General features: G+C 39.5%; 18 protein-coding genes. 12 read left to right on the forward strand and 6 right to left on the reverse strand.

The window, feature by feature from the left end; genetic code table 11:
* Nucleotides 1–26: 26 nt before the first annotated feature.
* Nucleotides 27–479 (reverse strand): hypothetical protein, encoded by a 453-nt coding sequence (locus CAL6303_RS24585; protein ID WP_015200543.1) that lies wholly within the window; start codon nt 477–479, stop codon nt 27–29.
* 38 nt (nt 480–517) lie between these two features.
* Between CAL6303_RS24585 and clpS the strand changes: the two genes are divergently transcribed.
* Nucleotides 518–799 (forward strand): ATP-dependent Clp protease adapter ClpS, encoded by a 282-nt coding sequence (clpS, locus tag CAL6303_RS24590; RefSeq protein ID WP_041740900.1) that lies wholly within the window; start codon nt 518–520, stop codon nt 797–799.
* 214 nt (nt 800–1,013) lie between these two features.
* Here the strand turns inward: clpS and moeB are convergent, their stop codons facing one another.
* Both moeB and CAL6303_RS24600 read right to left on the reverse strand, forming a co-directional pair.
* Nucleotides 1,014–2,186, reverse strand: a complete 1,173-nt coding sequence (moeB, locus tag CAL6303_RS24595) for a molybdopterin-synthase adenylyltransferase MoeB (protein WP_015200545.1) — start codon at nt 2,184–2,186, stop codon at nt 1,014–1,016.
* A gap of 263 nt (nt 2,187–2,449) precedes the next feature.
* Nucleotides 2,450–3,217 (reverse strand): hypothetical protein, encoded by a 768-nt coding sequence (locus CAL6303_RS24600; protein ID WP_015200546.1) that lies wholly within the window; start codon nt 3,215–3,217, stop codon nt 2,450–2,452.
* Between the two features lie 125 nt (nt 3,218–3,342).
* Here CAL6303_RS24600 and murG point away from each other — a divergent pair, with 125 nt between their 5' ends.
* Both murG and CAL6303_RS24610 read left to right on the forward strand, forming a co-directional pair.
* A complete protein-coding gene (gene murG, locus CAL6303_RS24605; protein WP_015200547.1) occupies nt 3,343–4,416 on the forward strand; it encodes an undecaprenyldiphospho-muramoylpentapeptide beta-N-acetylglucosaminyltransferase in 1,074 nt (357 codons plus the stop codon).
* 131 nt (nt 4,417–4,547) lie between these two features.
* Nucleotides 4,548–5,459, forward strand: a complete 912-nt coding sequence (locus CAL6303_RS24610) for an AAA family ATPase (protein ID WP_015200548.1) — start codon at nt 4,548–4,550, stop codon at nt 5,457–5,459.
* Between the two features lie 198 nt (nt 5,460–5,657).
* On the opposite strand, the gene CAL6303_RS24615 is transcribed toward CAL6303_RS24610, so the two are convergent.
* Complete coding sequence (locus CAL6303_RS24615) at nt 5,658–6,080, reverse strand: Crp/Fnr family transcriptional regulator (RefSeq protein ID WP_015200549.1); 423 nt, start codon at nt 6,078–6,080, stop codon at nt 5,658–5,660.
* Between the two features lie 2 nt (nt 6,081–6,082).
* Nucleotides 6,083–6,760, reverse strand: coding sequence for a riboflavin synthase (locus tag CAL6303_RS24620; protein WP_015200550.1), 678 nt, complete (start codon nt 6,758–6,760; stop codon nt 6,083–6,085).
* A gap of 342 nt (nt 6,761–7,102) precedes the next feature.
* Between CAL6303_RS24620 and CAL6303_RS24625 the strand changes: the two genes are divergently transcribed.
* The 4 genes from CAL6303_RS24625 to recJ all read left to right on the forward strand — a co-directional run bounded on the left by CAL6303_RS24625 (nt 7,103) and on the right by recJ (nt 12,165).
* Complete coding sequence (locus CAL6303_RS24625; RefSeq protein ID WP_015200551.1) at nt 7,103–7,597, forward strand: bifunctional nuclease family protein; 495 nt, start codon at nt 7,103–7,105, stop codon at nt 7,595–7,597.
* Between the two features lie 463 nt (nt 7,598–8,060).
* Nucleotides 8,061–9,227, forward strand: coding sequence for an aldo/keto reductase (locus CAL6303_RS24630; RefSeq protein WP_015200552.1), 1,167 nt, complete (start codon nt 8,061–8,063; stop codon nt 9,225–9,227).
* Nucleotides 9,228–9,386: 159 nt separating this feature from the next.
* A complete protein-coding gene (locus CAL6303_RS24635) occupies nt 9,387–9,812 on the forward strand; it encodes a hypothetical protein (protein ID WP_015200553.1) in 426 nt (141 codons plus the stop codon).
* 289 nt (nt 9,813–10,101) lie between these two features.
* The gene (gene recJ, locus CAL6303_RS24640; RefSeq protein ID WP_144051079.1) at nt 10,102–12,165 is read left to right on the forward strand and encodes a single-stranded-DNA-specific exonuclease RecJ; all 2,064 of its coding nucleotides are present in this window, start codon (nt 10,102–10,104) and stop codon (nt 12,163–12,165) included.
* A gap of 45 nt (nt 12,166–12,210) precedes the next feature.
* Here recJ and psb30 read toward each other — a convergent pair whose 3' ends face one another.
* Nucleotides 12,211–12,333, reverse strand: a complete 123-nt coding sequence (psb30, locus tag CAL6303_RS24645; RefSeq protein WP_015200555.1) for a photosystem II reaction center protein Ycf12/Psb30 — start codon at nt 12,331–12,333, stop codon at nt 12,211–12,213.
* 145 nt (nt 12,334–12,478) lie between these two features.
* Here psb30 and CAL6303_RS24650 point away from each other — a divergent pair, with 145 nt between their 5' ends.
* The 5 genes from CAL6303_RS24650 to CAL6303_RS24670 all read left to right on the forward strand — a co-directional run bounded on the left by CAL6303_RS24650 (nt 12,479) and on the right by CAL6303_RS24670 (nt 17,935).
* Entirely contained in the window at nt 12,479–12,829 is a 351-nt protein-coding gene (locus CAL6303_RS24650) for a YkgJ family cysteine cluster protein (protein WP_015200556.1), read from the forward strand.
* Between the two features lie 1,192 nt (nt 12,830–14,021).
* Nucleotides 14,022–15,182, forward strand: coding sequence for a hypothetical protein (locus CAL6303_RS24655; RefSeq protein ID WP_015200557.1), 1,161 nt, complete (start codon nt 14,022–14,024; stop codon nt 15,180–15,182).
* 305 nt (nt 15,183–15,487) lie between these two features.
* Nucleotides 15,488–15,655 (forward strand): hypothetical protein, encoded by a 168-nt coding sequence (locus CAL6303_RS24660; RefSeq protein ID WP_015200558.1) that lies wholly within the window; start codon nt 15,488–15,490, stop codon nt 15,653–15,655.
* A 145-nt stretch (nt 15,656–15,800) separates the two neighbouring features.
* The gene (zds, locus tag CAL6303_RS24665; RefSeq protein WP_015200559.1) at nt 15,801–17,240 is read left to right on the forward strand and encodes a 9,9'-di-cis-zeta-carotene desaturase; all 1,440 of its coding nucleotides are present in this window, start codon (nt 15,801–15,803) and stop codon (nt 17,238–17,240) included.
* A 245-nt stretch (nt 17,241–17,485) separates the two neighbouring features.
* Nucleotides 17,486–17,935 carry an SRPBCC family protein gene (locus CAL6303_RS24670; RefSeq protein ID WP_015200560.1) on the forward strand — a complete coding sequence of 150 codons (450 nt, stop codon included), beginning with the start codon at nt 17,486–17,488 and terminating at the stop codon, nt 17,933–17,935.
* Nucleotides 17,936–18,015 lie beyond the last annotated feature (80 nt).

The raw sequence follows: 18,015 nt of genomic DNA on the forward strand, positions 1-18,015 counted from the left end.
GTTGTACTTCACTCAACTAGGAAAGGCTATGCTTGGGAAGATTGCCAAAAACTTTGAACAAAATCTTGAAAACTTTTTTTATTAATCAGTTCCGATTCCAATTTGTCCTCACTTGTTGATGCTTGAGTAAAAAAGTTGATAACTTCAGTATCTAAAGCAGCTTCAAACAAGTCACCGCACCATAATAAATCTGATACATTGCATAAATTACTCACAATCTCTGCTTGTGAGTCTACTAAAAACAGCGGACGCACCCAAAAAAGTCCACGATCTGGAATAATTTGAATCAATTCTCCATATAAACGAGTGTCGCCATTTTCCAAGAATAAAATCTGTCCAGGTTGAAAATTTCGACTTTTATACATACCCACACTTTGGAATTGAGAATTCACCTTTAGCTTTGACTTCCCGATTTTAGCGAACCTGTTATAGAATAAGCTCAAAACCGTTAAGCGATATTTCTCAGAAACGTTTAACATACTCTGTTGTAGTGATTTCAGGCGAAGAGAGCAAAAAAGTGTCAGTCGAAACTATTCAAAAGCCTTCAACAACCCGAAAGCTTGCACCTCGGTATCGCGTTTTGTTGCATAACGACAGTTTTAACGCGATGGAACATGTAGTCCATGTTCTGATCACCACAATCCCCCAACTTACTGAACCGCAGGCTGTTAGCATCATGATGGAAGCACACACCAACGGGATAGCCCTTGTTATCACCTGTGCTTTGGAACACGCTGAATTTTACTGTGAAACCTTAAAAGGTCATGGTTTAACCAGCACGATTGAACCTGACGAATAAATTTACCAAAACTTTGCCCAGATGTATGTAGTTCAAGACATCCCGCAGCTAAACCTATTGGTTTTTAGCGGGATGTTTTCAACTATAGAAAAGATAGCAGAATTTTTCGGAAAACCTCGCGGGATGCGGGAAATGAGGGTATCTTTAGACCTCAGAAGGAAGCGACATCCAAAATTGGGGCTATTAACTATTAGCTAATAGCCCAGAATTCAAACTAATAACTTGGTACAGAAGAATCTATTTCCTGACTCCAAGCTAAGATACCACCTTTGACATTGGTACCTTCCACACCAGCATCCTTGAGAATACCTAAAGCTTTGGCTGAACGCATTCCTGACTTACAATGAACCACCAAACGATGTCCATTAGTGAGTTCTTTTACCCGACTAACACCATTACCATTTTCAATATCAGGTAATGGCACTAAAACACTGCCTTGAATTTTGGCAATTTCATACTCATGAGGATTGCGAACATCCACTAAAACAAAATCTTTGGCACCACTATCCATTAATTGTTTCAGTTCTTGAACTGTAATTTCAGAGATAGACATTTGCTGTTTTGCCTCCTCGGCTTGTGCTTGGGGAATACCACAGAATTGTTCGTAGTCAATTAGTTTTTCAATTACTGGACGTATGGGATTTGGACGCAGTTTTAATTCCCTAAATTTCATGTTTAGGGCATCATACAGTAACAAGCGTCCGCTGAGGGTTTCGCCCCTACCCAGAACAATTTTAACGGCTTCTGTGGCTTGAATGACACCAATAATTCCCGGCAAAATTCCTAAAACTCCACCTTCAGCACAGGAAGGAACCATTCCTGGTGGTGGTGGTTCTGGGTATAAATCACGATAGTTGGGACCACCTTCGTAGTTAAATACCGTAGCCTGTCCTTCAAAACGGAAAATTGAACCGTAGACATTAGGCTTATTTAACAATACACAGGCATCATTAGTTAAATATCTGGTGGGGAAGTTATCTGTACCATCGATGACAACATCATAGGGACGAATAATATCCAAAGCGTTTTCCGATGAAATCCGAGTTTCGTACAAATCAACCTGACAGTAAGGGTTAATTTCCAAAATCCGATTTTTTGCAGATTCAATTTTGGGTTTACCAACCCAGGAAGTTCCGTGAATCACCTGACGTTGGAGATTAGAAGTATCAACCACATCAAAGTCAACAATTCCGATACGTCCAATCCCTGCTGCGGCAAGATACAGTAACAATGGTGAACCAAGTCCACCTGTACCGATACAGAGAATGCTGGCAGATTTGAGGCGTTTTTGCCCTTCTAAGCCAACTTCTGGCAATATTAAATGGCGAGAATAACGTTCGTAATCGTCTTTGGTTAATTGAACTTCATCGAGATTTGGGTTAAGCATATCAATCTGATGAGGAAGAGCGGACTATATATACTACCGGAAATTGTGTCACTGAGGGAAGGCTAGTGAGAAAGTGGGATAACTCCGCAAACCTGTCTTGTTAAATCCCTGCTATAAAATATACTGAGGAATACATATTAAATAAAATGCAAGTTTTAATTTTGTGGAGCAGGCATCCTGCCTGCATAATTAGATTAACGGGCAAGATACCTACAAGAAATTTTGGGATATTTTTTATTTGGAAGCCTCTTATTACTCATTACTTATTTTTTAATTTCCATCCGTTGCGTCACCATTGTGATCCCGTCTCCACGCATAATCACAGCCGAAATCCACTGACTACCGGGTTTAGCAGGTGCGCGTCCAGTTTTAAATAATCCACCAGCCGAAAGTAGTTCTAGGTTAAGGGAAGTGGGGCTAAGATACTTTTCTGGTTTAACGGGTTCATCTAATGCAGCACCAAGAAGATAATCGTCACCTAAAGGCTCTTGGACGATAGCATCAAAAGTATACTGCTGACCAGCTTTCACCTGCTGAGGTAATTTAATATCCAGCTTGGGGGGTTTCGCCCCTGAAGTTAATTGTGTCCGCTCAGATAAAATATCCTGACGGAGGATTTTAGTTCCAGAAATTTGTTGACGTGACTTAATTGTGGCGTTAAGTGACAAATTATTGTTATTTGCCGAGGGTAAACCAGAAATTTGGGTGACTGTATTTGCAATAATTGTATTACCTTGCTTTTGCCACGACTCTAACTGTGTGGTGTAGCGTAATGTTGGGTAGCGTTTCCACAAAGATGTTAAAGCTTTTTCCATAATTGGGCGAGTCAATCCATCCCCGTGAGTAAAATTAGGACTATAAAACCCCATTACTGTTTTCACATCACCTTTGCTTGCGGCTGCATCCATTTGAATCAAAAGGTTTTTAAGTTCTGCGGGTGCTTGTTGTGGTGGAATTGCTTGGGCGCTGTTTGTGGTTGATACTAAACAAACAGTGGATATGATTAAAAACAGATTACGGCTGGTTCTCATAGATTTTTGCTGGTTAGGTAGTAATATCACAAAGTTAAACGTTAATGGTACGTTGAATATTGAATTACAGAAAACAGTGAATTTGTTTTATCTTAATTAAGCTAGGGCTGATACGGTAGAAGTTGATGGCAAACGCACCGACAAAATTATTAATAGCTGCAAGTGGAACTGGTGGGCATTTGTTTCCTGCGATCGCATTGGCGCAGAAACTACCAGATTATGATATCGAATGGTTGGGTGTACCCAATCGCTTGGAGACACAATTAGTTCCCAAACAGTATAAGCTGAATAGCATTGCTGTGGAAGGATTTCAGAAAGGTTTAGGGATTTCGGCGCTTAAGACTTTGACAAAATTGGCTGGTTCCATTTTGGAAGTTAGAAAAATCCTCAAAAACGGCAAATTTAACGGTGTTTTCACCACCGGAGGCTATATAGCTGGACCTAGTGTCATTGCTGCTAGATCCTTGGGTTTGCCAGTAATTCTCCACGAAGCAAACGCTTTACCAGGGAAAGTAACCAGGTTTTTTGGTCCTTGGTGTGATGCTGTTGCTGTGGGATTTGATGTGGCTTGTGAATATTTACCCAATGCCAAAACAATCTACACTAGTACGCCAGTGCGATCGCAGTTTCTCGAACCCTCAGTCATATCAACCCTTGATCTTCCCATACCTCCTAATGTTCCCCTAATTCTCGCATTTGGTGGTAGTCAAGGTGCAGTTGCTGTAAATAAGTTAGTGCGTCAATGTGCCAAAACTTGGTTTGATGCCGGGGTTTATGTTGTTCATCTAACTGGTGAAAGTGATCCCGAAGCCAATACTCTCCAACATCCACAGTATATATGTTTGCCATTCTATGATAACATGGCAGCATTATTACGTAGAGCTAATTTAGCCATTAGTCGCTCTGGTGCTGGTAGTTTAACAGAATTGGCTATCTGTGGAGTACCGTCAATTTTGATACCCTATCCCTTCGCCGCTGAAGACCACCAAACCTACAATGCTAAAGTGTTTACAACTGTAGATGCAGCTTTAATGTTTCAGCAATCAGAGTTAACACCGGAGAAATTAAACAGCGAAGTCCTGAAGCTATTACAATTTCCAGAATTATTAAAACAAATGGGTGAAAATGCTCAAACTGTGGTGTTGAATGATAGTGCTGAAAAACTAGCTCAATTGGTTCGTGAGGCAGTTGAACATTAGAAACCGGGTTTGTTCAACTAGCCATTCTGGCAAGCTTCGCTAACGCACAAAATTGGTATTAAAATTTACAATCACCAAACTATATATATATTGTTATTATGGAAAACATGTGATTTGGAATACCAAGTATTATGCATTGGCATGATGAAATTGAAACAGAATTACAACAAATGAAACGGGAGCTTAAACGCTCTACAAATTGGAATTTAGATCACAGTTCCGATCCTAATATAGAAGGATTAGAAAATGTTTTAAAAAAATTAAATCATCTGACTGGTTTGCAAGGTGTAAAAAATGAAGTAAACACTCTGATTAACTTTTTAAAAATACAACAACTCCGCCAGAAAAAAGGTCTTAATGTGATGTCACTGACATTACATTCTGTATTTTGTGGTTCTCCTGGTACAGGTAAAACAACTGTTGCTCGGATGATGGGAGAAATTTATCGAGAATTGGGGATATTATCGAAAGGTCATTTAGTTGAGACTGACAGATCTGGATTAGTTGCTGGATATTTGGGGCAAACTGCAATCAAAGTTGATCGTCTGGTGGAATCTGCACTGGATGGGGTTTTATTTATTGATGAAGCTTATGCATTAGCACCAGAAGGTTCTGGTAATGATTTTGGACAAGAAGCCATCGATACTTTATTAAAAAGAATGGAGGATTACAGAGATAGATTAGTTGTTATTGTTGCTGGTTATTCAAATGAAATGTCAAGATTTATAAATACTAACCCTGGTTTACAGTCAAGGTTCAACAAATATTTCTATTTTGAAGATTATCAACCAGAAGAACTAGTCAGTATATTTGAAGGTATTTGCCAACAAAATGATTTTAAGTTATTAAAAGAATCTCGGAAGCACTTGTTAGCCAAATTCTCTGAATTGTACATTCACCGAGATGATAAATTTGGAAATGGACGATTAGTGAGAAATATTTTTGATCAGGTGATTGAGAAACAAGCCAATCGTCTTGTCAAACTTCCCAGAGTTGATAGAGATAAGATGATGGTGATTTTAGCTGAAGATATACCTGATTAGTTATTAGAGAATTCTAACTAGAAGTCAAAACCTCCAAAATAAAGTCTTGCCAAACCCGTACCAAAACTTGTGATAAATAGCAGGTTACAGCAATTTTAATCTATTTGAACCACACATAAATACCAAAACCTTGTCTAGGTCTCTACGTGTGGTCTATCTACCTGAAAATTGCTCTAGGATTTACTTTATAAACAATCTCTAAGAATTCTGCTCGTTTTGCTCACGAATTCGGCGTGACAAAACTCGAATAATATTCACAGCAATTTCTGGGGTTTCTTCAATTGCTTCATAAAGTTGTTCCTGTGTCAACTCTAAGCACTGAGAAGGTTCCAAGGATGTAGCACTAGCAGAACGGGGTTGAGCATCGAATACAGACATTTCTCCAAAATATTCTCCTTGGGAAACTATAGCCAATTCTTTATTTCCCAAATGAATTTGAATCTGACCAGTAACTACAATAAAAAGTGATCGCCCTTCTTCACCGTGACGGAATATCAGGTGATTTGCCGGAACCATGACTTCATCCATCACAGATGCTAATCTGACAATGAAATCATCTCGTAGTTCTTGAAAAATTGGTACTCTACGTACAAATAAAAGGCGATCAACTATTTTTACCATTCCTACAAATACCCATTTTCTGCTAAAAACGCGGGATTAATCCCCATAGTATCGCCATTTTCCGCTATCTGATGAGGGCTATTGCCAGTCACGAACTTTTCCACATACTTACCTAAAATATCACCTTCGAGGTTAACCCAACTGCCGGAACTGAGATACTGGAGGTTGGTATCAGTATAGGTGATGGGGATAACTGCCGTTTTAAACTGCCTGGTTTCTGGGTAATATTCGGCTACAGTCAGACTAACGCCGTTGATGGCAATGCTACCCTTGGGGACAATGTAACGTGCGATCGCATCTGGTGCTGTGAAGGTCATTTCCCATGACGTGGCTGTTTTTGTCGATGTTAGTAATTGTCCAATTCCATCCACATGTCCCATGACAAAATGACCACCAATTTTGCTTCCCACCCGCAGTGACGCTTCTAAATTCACAATTCGCTGGTGACTTGATTCCCGACCCAGAATCGTCCGACGTACCGTTTCTGGCGAAGCCGTGGCGATAAATCCGTCATCCAAAATCCGATCTACCGTCAGGCAAATGCCATCAACTGCTATGCTGTCTCCATAGGCTATATCTTGTAGAATTACATCTGCCGATTTATTGATGCATGTAATCTCCCAAGAATCACCATCCAAAGGTTTGATATTTCCTAATGCTTGAATTAATCCTGTAAACACGGCTATTTAGTAAATTTAACTTGATTTATCGCTGAATATCGTCATTAATCAACTGCTAATTGTCGTATTCTCCACAAACGAATCTGTGTATTACTTCTAACTTGATGTACTCATCCAAAGAACACCACACAAATCACCAATCCGAGTCATACTTGATTTAGTAGATTATTGTCAAAACTAATCGATTTGAACTACTCTGGTGTACCTCATCAATAAGGAGTTTAATAGAGACAATTATCAAAAACAAAAATCTATGTTTTCCTTAGTCCCATAACAAACCCCAGAATAGTCTGATTTGCTACATGTTCTCCATAACTCTCAAAGGATGTAGAGGCTTCGCCAATGATTGAAATGAAAGTAGCGGGCATTGCCTTAGATGCTATGACTCGTAGTCCCATTGTACTCTTAAAGGATAGTACCGACCGCCGTGCGTTGCCTATTTACATTGGTCAAGAACAAGCAAGGGCAATTATGGGGGCATTAGAAAATCAAAAACCCCCAAGACCTCTAACTCACGATCTAATTGTGAATATGTTTACAGCTTGGAACATGACCTTAGAAAAGGTGATCATTCATTCCCTTCAAAAGGATACATTTTATGCCGTCCTAATTGTACAGCAAGGCGAAGTAAAACAGGAAATAGATGCTCGTCCCAGTGATGCGATCGCTATTGCTCTCCGTACAAATACACCTATTTGGGTCATGGAAGAGGTAGTCGCTGATGCATCAATCCCTGTAGATAGAGATGCTGATGAAGCTGAACAAGAAGCCTTCCGTGAATTCCTTTCCGACCTCAGACCAGAAGATTTGATTAAGCGTTTCAGCAGTGATAGTTAGTAAATCATAGCTTAACTCTACTTATTTATTTGATAAATCTACCGCTGCCCTTGTTTTCGATACCTTAGCCTCGGTGGCAGCTTTCCCGGAAATCTCTCCAGCGGCAACTGCCTCCGGAAGATTTTAAACCTGCCAAAACTCTGTTCTGATATAGTAGCGGACATCTCGGTTAGGACATAAATATTTGATTTGTCTAAAAGAGAACAGGGAACAGGTAAATGTCCTAACAAAAATGGCTCCAGCTATAATTTGACGAATATGGATTAAAATAAAGTGCAACAGCAAGGTATATACTAAAAATGATCAAAATGTTGAGCTTATCAGTGGTTATTAGCTCCTATTTTATTAGTATTCAGCTAATAGATAACTGCTCAAATTAATCAGCAACATAGTAAGCTTTTGGAACTGATAACCAATAAAATTTCGGCTACCCTAAATTCAATCTGATAACTGATAACTGTTGATGGAATACCGACGCTTCGGCAAAACAAATCTAAATCTCTCTGTGTTTTCCTTGGGAACCATGCGCTACTTAAGTTCACCAGAAAATGCTCTACAAACTGTCACAGCGGCTTTAGCATCAGGTATAAACCATCTGGAAACAGCTAGAGGTTATGGTGAAAGTGAAGAGTATTTGGGAAAGGCATTAGTTACTATCCTTGATAAGCCTAACCAAGTAATGTCTAGTTTATCAAAAGCCACTACCCGAAGCAGCATCCACATCACAACCAAAATACCACCAACACCAGATGCAGATACGATGCGTCGCTACATTGACGAGTCTCTGCTAAAACTCAACCTAAATTATCTAGATTGTTTAGGAATTCACGGCTTAAATACTTGGGAACATCTAGAGTGGGTAAAAGCAAAAAACGGCTGTATGCAAGCTGTGTGGGAAGCCGTTGCAGATGGCAGGATTAAACATGTAGGTTTTTCTACCCATGGTTCTCTAGAATTAATTTTAGCTGCCATCAATACAGATTTTTTTGAATTTATTAATCTTCATTACTATTACTTCTTCCAACGTCATGCAACAGCAATTCAGCTTGCTTTTGAAAAAGACATGGGTATATTCATTATTTCTCCCGCAGATAAAGGAGGCAAGCTATATACACCACCAGAAAAGCTGGAAAAACTATGCGAACCTTTCACACCCTTGGAATTAAATTATCGTTTTTTACTCAGTGATTCTAGAATTACAACTCTTAGTTTGGGTGCTGCGAATCCTGAAGAATTAGAATTACCTTTGCAAGTAGCAGATAATATTACTCAACTATCAGAATTAGAAAAAATAGTTTTTAAAAACCTAGAAAATACATCTAAGGAAGCTTTAAATACTGAACAATGTAGTCAATGTTATGCTTGCTTACCCTGTCCCGAAAACATCAATATCCCCGAAGTTTTACGCTTAAGAAATCTCAGTATTGCTTACAATATGAACGATTATGGAAAGTATCGTTATGCCATGTTTGAAAATGCTGGACATTGGTTTCCTGGAATGAAGGCAAACAAATGTACAGAATGTGGTGAATGTTTACCTAGATGTCCGGAAAACTTGGGCATTCCCGCTTTATTAGCAGATACTCATCAAAGATTGAAGGTTAAAGAGGGGAGAAGATTGTGGGATTGATTTTATATTCCTATTAAGTAGCATCATAGGTACCGGGAATAGCGGTGAGTCAATACCCACTTCGCAAGGGGTAGAATATACGGTTACATCTCCTGAAGTCGATGTTAAGCTGAGGTATTAAAACTTACATATTTTTGAACAAATACCCCAGCCGAAATAATGTTGAAGTTAGTATCTGCCACTTTAATCGCCACAGCCTCCTTATTTGCTGTCATAGATAACCCAAACATGACGTTAGCGAAAACTTGCGCGTCTAAATGTGGGACTCCTCCATTGCAATTTAAACCAGGACAATTGGTAAAAGTTGAAGTAGTGAATAGAACACCAAGGGTGTTGACAATACAGAAGCCTCAAAGCACCGAATCCATCACAATTCAACCTGGAAAAGTTGTCAAATTTCAGCAAACTCAGGCAACGGAACCAAATATGTCTTTACTATTTTGGGATGAGACAGGTTTGGCTTTAAAGGCAACGGTATCTAAACCGAATTTAGCTACATTACGGGTGGAGTTGCGTCCAAATTGGTATCCACCAGGCGATCGCTCGGTGTATTTGCGAGATGATGGTTTGGTAAGTATTTTGTGATTTTCAACCTTGTCTATTTTGATAGGTGTAGTTTTAAATCAAAATTATGAGATTGCTATTCTTCGTAGCTTGCTTCTCCGCAGGAGTGGAGCCACTTCGTGTCTACCTTAAAAAGATGCAAGCTACGCAATGAAAAAACTCCACTTTTCTTGGTGGATGAGGTTTAGTTTGTAGTTTTAGATTAATCTTTGTTACGGGTGCGTGGTGAGAATGTTTAATTCCGGCTACACACCCATCATAATGTTGGGAGGAATAGAAGTCTAAGTAAGTCGGAAATTTAGAGTTTTTACTGGTGAGTCAATTTTCTACAGTTACACACAATCGGAAGTTACCAAATCAACGTTGGTATATTTACCCGCAAAAGCCAGATTTAACTGAATTGTTAAGTGAGATTTATGGTTTATCACCAACGATTGCTCAGTTGTTGGTGAATCGTGGTTTGGAATCTTTGGAAACTGCGAAAATATTTATTGAACCTGAGTCTTTGGTGTTACCTTCACCAATGGTTGATTTTCCCGATTTGGCTCTGAGTGTGGAGTTGTTGGAGAATGCGATCGCATCTGGTGAGAAAATCGCTATCTGTGGTGATTATGATGCTGATGGGATGACAAGTACCGCTCTGTTGTTGCGTGCTTTGCGGTGGTTGGGTGCTAAGGTTGATTATGCTATTCCCAGTCGGATGCATGAAGGTTATGGTATCAATTGTCGGATTATTGAAGAGTTTCACTCTGAAGGTGTCGGGTTAGTTCTGACGGTTGATAATGGAATTTCGGCTTTTGAACCTGTTGCCAGAGCCAGAGAATTAGATTTAAAGGTAATTATTACCGATCACCATGATATTCCCCAAAGATTGCCGCCAGCAAATGCAATTCTTAACCCCAAATTAATTGATGAAGCTTCCCCATATCGAGGTGTTGCGGGGGTGGGGGTTGCCTATATTTTAGCGGTTTCCTTGGCGCAGCAGTTGGGACAAGCTAATTCTGGCATCTTGAAACCTTTGTTAGAGCTTTTTACTTTGGGAACAATTGCCGATTTAGCACCTTTAACTGGGGTGAATCGTCGCTGGGTAAAACGGGGATTGCAGCAGTTACCCAAATCTCAGTTAGCGGGAATTCAAGCTTTGATTCAAATGTCGGGAGTCAAGGGAAGGGAAGCAGGGAGCAAGGGGAGTTCATCTAATCAAAAAACTCTCCAGCCTGATGATATCGGTTTTCGCCTGGGTCCCCGCATCAATGCGGTGGGAAGAATCGCTGATCCTCAAGTTGTGATTGAATTATTAACAACCGATGACATGGGGATTGCCTTAGAAAGGGCGATGCAATGCGAGGATATTAACCGTCAACGTCAGGAAATGTGTGAGCAGATTGAGAAAGATGCGATCGCATTCGTGGAAAATTACTATATTACATCTCTACAACGTCATCGAGTGTTGGTGGTGGTACAACCAAATTGGCATCATGGTGTCATTGGCATTGTGGCATCCCGCTTAGTTGAACGGTACGGGGTTCCTGTGTTTATTGGGACTGATGAAGGAGATGGAAAAATTCGCGGGTCAGCGCGGGGAATCCCTGAATTTAATGTATTTGAAGCTTTGGAATACTGTGATGACCTCCTCGGTAAATACGGAGGACATAGAGCAGCAGGTGGTTTTTCTTTCCCAGCCGACAACCTAGAAGAAATGCGATCGCGTTTGAGTGAGTATGCTAATAAATACCTGGAATTACATCACCTCAAGCCACTCCTCAAAATCGATGCTTTAACCACCTTTGATCAAATTAACCAAGAATTCTATCAACAACTTCGCACCTTGGAACCATGTGGGATTGAAAACTCCACACCAATCTTTTACTCAGCGGATGTACGAGTTAGCGAACAAACATCCGTAGGCAAAGGTCACATCAAAATGACCCTAAGTCAGATTATAAACAATCAGCGTTACACCATTAAAGCGATCGCCTGGAGATGGCGCGACTACTTTCCCCTACCTACCCTCGTAGATATTGCCTACAAACTGCGGGAAAACGAATTTAATGGCAACACCACCATCGAATTAGAAGTTGTGGGAGTCAAACTACCGCTGTCATCTCAGGTAAATGTATCCCTAACCAGGGAAACCAAGCTTTCAACCATCCCCTTCCAATATCAAAACCGCGATTACACCTGTAAAATTTATCAAAGTGATACAACTAAAGAACTGAGAATCAGAAACTCCCAAGCCGTAGTTTTAGCTGTACACCTAGGTAGTAAAATCGGATTGCTAGGAAAAGACCGCCAAAATGCCAAAGAGGTTGACATATCTCAACCTCCCTATGACGGAATTATTCAAACAGCATTATCTGCTCTCAGTTTTTAGCCCAGAAACAACTTAAGGAATTGAAACACTAAATTTAGGAATCAATTACAAATCACCATTCCGGAAAGCTAACAAGAAAATCACAGCTGGACCAGCCACCACAATTAAAGCAACAGAAGTCAACTGCAAAACCACAATCCAATTGATGTTTGCTATGGCATCAAACATTTATGTCCTCCGACTGAATCTTAAAGAAATTAAGAGAAATTAAATAACGCGATCGCTAATCTAGAGTTTAATGATATCTGGGAACAGCCAGTGATTTTTAATTTACTTAACAAAATTATAAGAAAAAATACACAAAAGGTAAAAAATGGCTACTTGGCAATGTATAAAACAATGTGGTGCCTGCTGTAATCTCGATCCGGCAGAGCGTCCTGACTTAGAAGAATATCTTACCCCAACTGAACTTCAGCAATATCTCAGTATGGTGGGGGAAGGTGGATGGTGTATTAATTTTGACCACGAAAGCCGTGAATGCAAAATCTATAACCAGCGTCCTCGATTTTGTCGGGTTCAAGCCGATATATTCCAAGATATGTACGATATTGAAGCGGAAGAACTTAATGACTTTGCCATAGATTGCTGTCGTCAGCAAATTGAAGGGGTATACGGGGAATTGAGTTTAGAAATTTTGCGTTTTGAGAGAGCAGTAAACAGTTAATATTTTTTAGGTATCGAACCTCTTCGGTTTCAGAAACCCTGTTTTTCCATCACTCAGAGGGATAACCATGTGCTTGTTTAGCTGTTTTTCTTCCCAAGTGAAATATTCCTCAGTGGTAAGCTGCTACCGTGTACACACAAGTCCTACTAGCCCTTACCCTATAAGGGTAGGGCTACAGCCTGTAGCGTAGCGTGCGCTTGGCGCAGGGGCTTTTAAAATCAATGTGAATAAGGATTTTTAGACTTGTGTGTACACCGTAGGGGGTAAGCTGGGGGAGATTTGCTTTTGTTGCAATCATGATTCAACTCCTCTTCATAAATGGCTTGAACCATTGGGTTAGGTAAAACCTCCACGCAATATAGAGATGGTGGCTTTGTGGAAAACAATTAGCACATTTTCTCCTCAACCACCTGTATCGCACAGTATGCGATGCGATCGCAACAGCCGTAATGTCTTTACTATTTGCTAGTCCATGACCAGGAAAAATAGATTTAAACTGGCGGGACTTCTCGAATACAAATCTTCAATTCCAAATCTAGCATCTTTGCACCTTCTAGATCCCCAATACCTTTAACAAGTTGGGATCTAAAATCCTGCTCCTTTCCCCTCTATCTCTTCGGTGATTTGCGAAAATAAATATTAAGCAATATTACGAACTAGAATTCGAGGTGTATAATATCAAGTCCAGTTAGTTTTGAGTAAAGAAAAATTCGCCCATAGTCTCCTAGTAGTATATATACGTAAAATAAATCACTAGTCAAATTATTTATACTAATTTATCTAATCAGCATGAGTAATTTTGACCATGAAATCAAATAGCGCAGTTACAGAGCATAGCACTACCAGCAAAAGTCGCTTATAACATTCAAAATAACTCGTAAAGACATTTATCAATAAAAAAATAATGATATTTACTAATTATGAAACTTTTAATTTTGCTTCATCTAGTTTTAACAGATAATTTATCAGATACTAAATAATTTTCTTAGCAATACATATAGGAAATTTATATTTATTATCGAAGTTTATTTTAAGATAGGGGAAATAGCTAGAGACTTAGTTAAATACTTATAGTTTTAGTAAAGATTCCGCAAATACCTTTAAGCAGAAAAAAAATCCTATAGAATAAGAAAGCACTCGAACTGATTATGAAAACATCCACAATAATCTCAATCAAATATGATGAATATTTATGGAAGAACTAGTTAAGAGAAACTTTAAACAACTTGGAATACAACGTAAGAGTGCAAGTCAACCACTAGCTTTAGAATGGGGTAAAAAATACTTACACAACATTGATCCAACCTTATCCAGGGATGATACAACTGATGGGAATAATATCAAAGAACTAATATCATCGACAGGGCGTGAAAAGACAAAAGAAAAACTAATGGCATCATTGCGGTTAGTTAGTATTCAAGCTTGGAATCAAGTCGAGATCTTGCTAATTAAAGAGGTAGAGAGATATCATATTAATCCCCAACTCATCGAGCCATGGGAAATAATATCTGATTGCTATAAAATTTATGAAAAAACCTTAGAAATCTACTACCAACAAGCACCCCTACGGCAATTGTCAATGATTATGCGGTTAGCCAGAGAAGGAGAACCACTGTATCAAAAAGCTTTAGGCATCTACACCGAACAAGTTATACCTACTCAATTAACTGCCGCTATTCGCTCTCAAGTGGGGACACTGCGAAAAAAATATACCAAAGTAGATTCTAGAATCATTGCTTTTGTAAGTATGCAGTTTCACTACACAAGCAAAATATTACTACAAATGCTTTCTCCTTTAGAACGTCCAATAGTGGAATCATATTTTAGGGTAATTGACGACCATTTGTATATGCCACTGGAACGAGCTTACGAAGCAGCAGCACAGCATGATTATAATTCTCAAGCTTTGGGAGCAGTCCAACAGCTATTACCAGCTAGTACGGAAATTGCCAAAACAATTACTCAAAGAATCACCGAACTCTATCCTAATTACCGTTCCAAGAGCGGTATTTTGAGTGAAACAGCAATCCAAGCTTCAAGTATTCGTGATGTGGAGATGTTTCAAATTTATCTCTGGTTGGCAGTTTTAGAAGGGGATGTTAGTGCTATTCAGCAAGAACTATTCCCCCTATGTCTGATGATTTATCCCACCCTGAAGATAGAGTGGGAATTGATTCGTCAAATGCTATATCTACTGGGACAGGAAATATGCGATCGCCTAACCCATAAACACCTTGAAATAGTAATGCCTTACTACCAAGTTTTATGGCACATGTTCTCACCTCATCTATTTGGCGAACTTGGTATCGAAAAATCTTTAAAAACCTCAACAGATAGTCATTTTATGAAATAGTTATTTTTTTACAGTAACATTGACAACTAATTTTCCAAATCCCAGCAACATCAAATTTAATTAGCCTTCTAATATAGAGTTTTCCCTGATTGAGAGTGTGCGCTATTTTTCCTGTCACAACCAAAACAAATAAGCATTGGATTTTATATTTTATTGAAAGATGAAAAATACTTTGACAAGACCGAGACTTTTCATACAGGCAAAAGTTAGGATTAACAGTCGGCAGTGAATTAAACTGTTAATACTGTCACTTTAAGTAAATTTACGCAAATTAAATTCAAACATCATCGTTAGTTAAAAGCAAAATGACCAATAAGAAGTGGGCTGTCAAACGTATTACCGTCAATTTAGCAGTGCAGGAGGCTGAGAAACTCGAACAATATTGTCAAGAAACTGGTAGACCAGCTACTGACGTGATTCGAGAACTAATTCGAGGTTTACCCATATCAGGAGAAGTAGCTAAAATCAGTTAAAAGTTACCAAGTCTGCCATCTAAACCTCCGGGGTACAACCCCTGCCTGAAATTCAAACCCAGATTCTCATGAAAGCATCGCAAATTACGGCACTAACCCAGTTACAATTTGTAAAGAAATTGGAAAACTGATCAAGGAAGACAAAATGCGTGTTGCGATCGTAGGAGCGGGACTTGCTGGACTAGCAACCGCTGTCGATTTGGTAGATGCTGGTTGTGAAGTCCAGATTTTTGAATCTCGTCCATTTGTTGGGGGAAAAGTCGGTAGCTGGGTAGATGGAGATGGCAATCATCTGGAGATGGGACTACATGTCTTTTTTGGTTGCTACTACCAACTGTTTGATTTATTTAAGAAGGTTGGGGCATTTGACAACCTCTTGGAAAAACAACATACCCACACTTTTATCAACAAGGGTGGAAAAACCGGTGCTTTAGATTTCCGTTTCATTACAGGGGCACCTTTTAATGGTTTAAAGGCATTCTTTACTACTTCTCAACTCTCCCCAAGAGATAAATTACAAAATGCCCTAGCGCTAGGTACTAGCCCAGTTGTTCAAGGGTTGGTAGACTTTGAAGGGGCAATGAAAACCATCCGTAAACTAGATAAAATTAGCTTTGCAGATTGGTTTCGTAGTCACGGTGGTAATAATAGCAGCTTGCGCCGGATGTGGGATCCCATTGCTTTAGCACTGGGCTTTATTGATACTGAAAATATTTCTGCCCGCTGTATGCTGACAATTTTTCAGCTATTCGCAGTCAGGACTGAAGCTTCAAAGTTGCGGATGTTGAAGGGTTCACCAGATGAATATTTACATAAACCCCTGATTAAGTACTTGGAAGATAGAGGTACTAAAATCTACACTCGCCGACAAGTCAGACAGATTCAATATACTGAAACTGACGGCAACACCAACATCACAGGTATAGTTGTTGCCAATGGTGAAAGCGAAGAAAATATTATTGCTGATGCTTACGTAGCTGCTTGCGATGTACCAGGAATTCAGCGTTTAATTCCACAAGAATGGCGTAAGTGGTCAGAATTTGACAACATCTATAAGCTAGATGCAGTCCCTGTTGCAACCGTACAGCTACGCTTTGATGGTTGGGTGACAGAACTACAAGATGGGGAAAAACGCAAACAGCTAGAACATGCAGCCGGAATTGATAATTTGCTATATTCGGCAGATGCGGATTTTTCCTGCTTTGCTGACATGGCATTAACCAGCCCCGCAGATTATTATCGAGAAGGGGAGGGTTCACTGATGCAGATGGTTCTCACACCAGGTGATCCATTTATTAAAAAGAGCAACGAAGAAATCGTGCAGCATACACTCAAACAAGTACACGAGTTGTTTCCTTCCTCACGAGAGTTAAATGTTACTTGGTCAAGTGTGGTGAAATTAGCACAATCTTTGTATCGTGAAGCACCGGGAATGGATGTTTATCGTCCCAATCAAAAAACACCAATTGCCAACTTTTTCTTGGCTGGAAGCTATACCCAACAAGATTATATCGACAGTATGGAGGGAGCTACCCTTTCTGGAAGGCAAGCAGCGAAAGCGATTTTGGAGACTGTCAAACAATAGAAAACTGGAAGGTGTTTATTAATAAAATATTAAGTAGGGTGTGTTACGGCTTAATAAATACTTCGGGTTGTCCATCGGATTTTTTGAGCCGTAACGCACCGATTATTTGGTGCGTTACGCTTGAAGCTTTTCTTGGATGCCGCAAGGAACCCTACGCACCCTACGCTTTAATAATTATTTTATAAACAGCCTCTAAGTAAGTATTTCTCAAAATTTACAACCTCAAACCCCAAATTTAAAATCACATGGCTGATTGGCTAGAACATAGTGTACAGGTAGAAGTAGAGGCTCCAATGGATTTAGTTTGGAGTCTGTGGTCGGATTTAGAACAGATGCCACAATGGATGAATTGGATTGATTCGGTGAAAATTCCTCCAGATAATCCTGAGATATCTATTTGGAGTTTACGAACTGGTGGCTGGGAATTCAATTGGCGATCGCGTATTCTCAAACAGATACCAAATCAAATTATTGAGTGGGAATCTGTAGATGGTTTACCCAATCGCGGGGCAATTCGTTTTTATGACCGTAAGACTAGCAGTATTGTTAAGCTAACTGTAGCTTATTCAATACCTGGAATTATAGGTAAAATCATGGATGGTTTGTTTATTGGTAAAGCCGTAGAAACATCTCTTACCAATAGTTTGAATCGCTTTCGCACTTATGCAGAGGCAAGGGTAGAAGCTGATAGCTGAGTATAAAATAAGTTGATGTTTAGATGCAATATCTCTACTTGGTTTTGAGGTTGTATTTAAACTAATTCGCATAATTCCCC

Source organism: Calothrix sp. PCC 6303 (assembly GCF_000317435.1).
Lineage (GTDB): Bacteria > Cyanobacteriota > Cyanobacteriia > Cyanobacteriales > Nostocaceae > PCC-6303.

Excerpts from the sequence above, each read along its gene's own strand:
- moeB (WP_015200545.1), bottom strand. The coding sequence starts at position 2,186 with ATGCTTAACCCAAATCTCGATGAAGTTCAATTAACCAAAGACGATTAC.
- zds (WP_015200559.1), top strand. The coding sequence starts at position 15,801 with ATGCGTGTTGCGATCGTAGGAGCGGGACTTGCTGGACTAGCAACCGCT.
- CAL6303_RS24610 (WP_015200548.1), top strand. The coding sequence starts at position 4,548 with ATGCATTGGCATGATGAAATTGAAACAGAATTACAACAAATGAAACGG.
- CAL6303_RS24600 (WP_015200546.1), bottom strand. The coding sequence starts at position 3,217 with ATGAGAACCAGCCGTAATCTGTTTTTAATCATATCCACTGTTTGTTTA.
- CAL6303_RS24615 (WP_015200549.1), bottom strand. The coding sequence starts at position 6,080 with ATGGTAAAAATAGTTGATCGCCTTTTATTTGTACGTAGAGTACCAATT.
- CAL6303_RS24630 (WP_015200552.1), top strand. The coding sequence starts at position 8,061 with ATGGAATACCGACGCTTCGGCAAAACAAATCTAAATCTCTCTGTGTTT.
- CAL6303_RS24670 (WP_015200560.1), top strand. The coding sequence starts at position 17,486 with ATGGCTGATTGGCTAGAACATAGTGTACAGGTAGAAGTAGAGGCTCCA.
- CAL6303_RS24655 (WP_015200557.1), top strand. The coding sequence starts at position 14,022 with ATGGAAGAACTAGTTAAGAGAAACTTTAAACAACTTGGAATACAACGT.
- murG (WP_015200547.1), top strand. The coding sequence starts at position 3,343 with ATGGCAAACGCACCGACAAAATTATTAATAGCTGCAAGTGGAACTGGT.
- CAL6303_RS24635 (WP_015200553.1), top strand. The coding sequence starts at position 9,387 with ATGTTGAAGTTAGTATCTGCCACTTTAATCGCCACAGCCTCCTTATTT.
- CAL6303_RS24660 (WP_015200558.1), top strand. The coding sequence starts at position 15,488 with ATGACCAATAAGAAGTGGGCTGTCAAACGTATTACCGTCAATTTAGCA.
- CAL6303_RS24650 (WP_015200556.1), top strand. The coding sequence starts at position 12,479 with ATGGCTACTTGGCAATGTATAAAACAATGTGGTGCCTGCTGTAATCTC.
- psb30 (WP_015200555.1), bottom strand. The coding sequence starts at position 12,333 with ATGTTTGATGCCATAGCAAACATCAATTGGATTGTGGTTTTGCAGTTG.
- CAL6303_RS24625 (WP_015200551.1), top strand. The coding sequence starts at position 7,103 with ATGATTGAAATGAAAGTAGCGGGCATTGCCTTAGATGCTATGACTCGT.
- CAL6303_RS24585 (WP_015200543.1), bottom strand. The coding sequence starts at position 479 with ATGTTAAACGTTTCTGAGAAATATCGCTTAACGGTTTTGAGCTTATTC.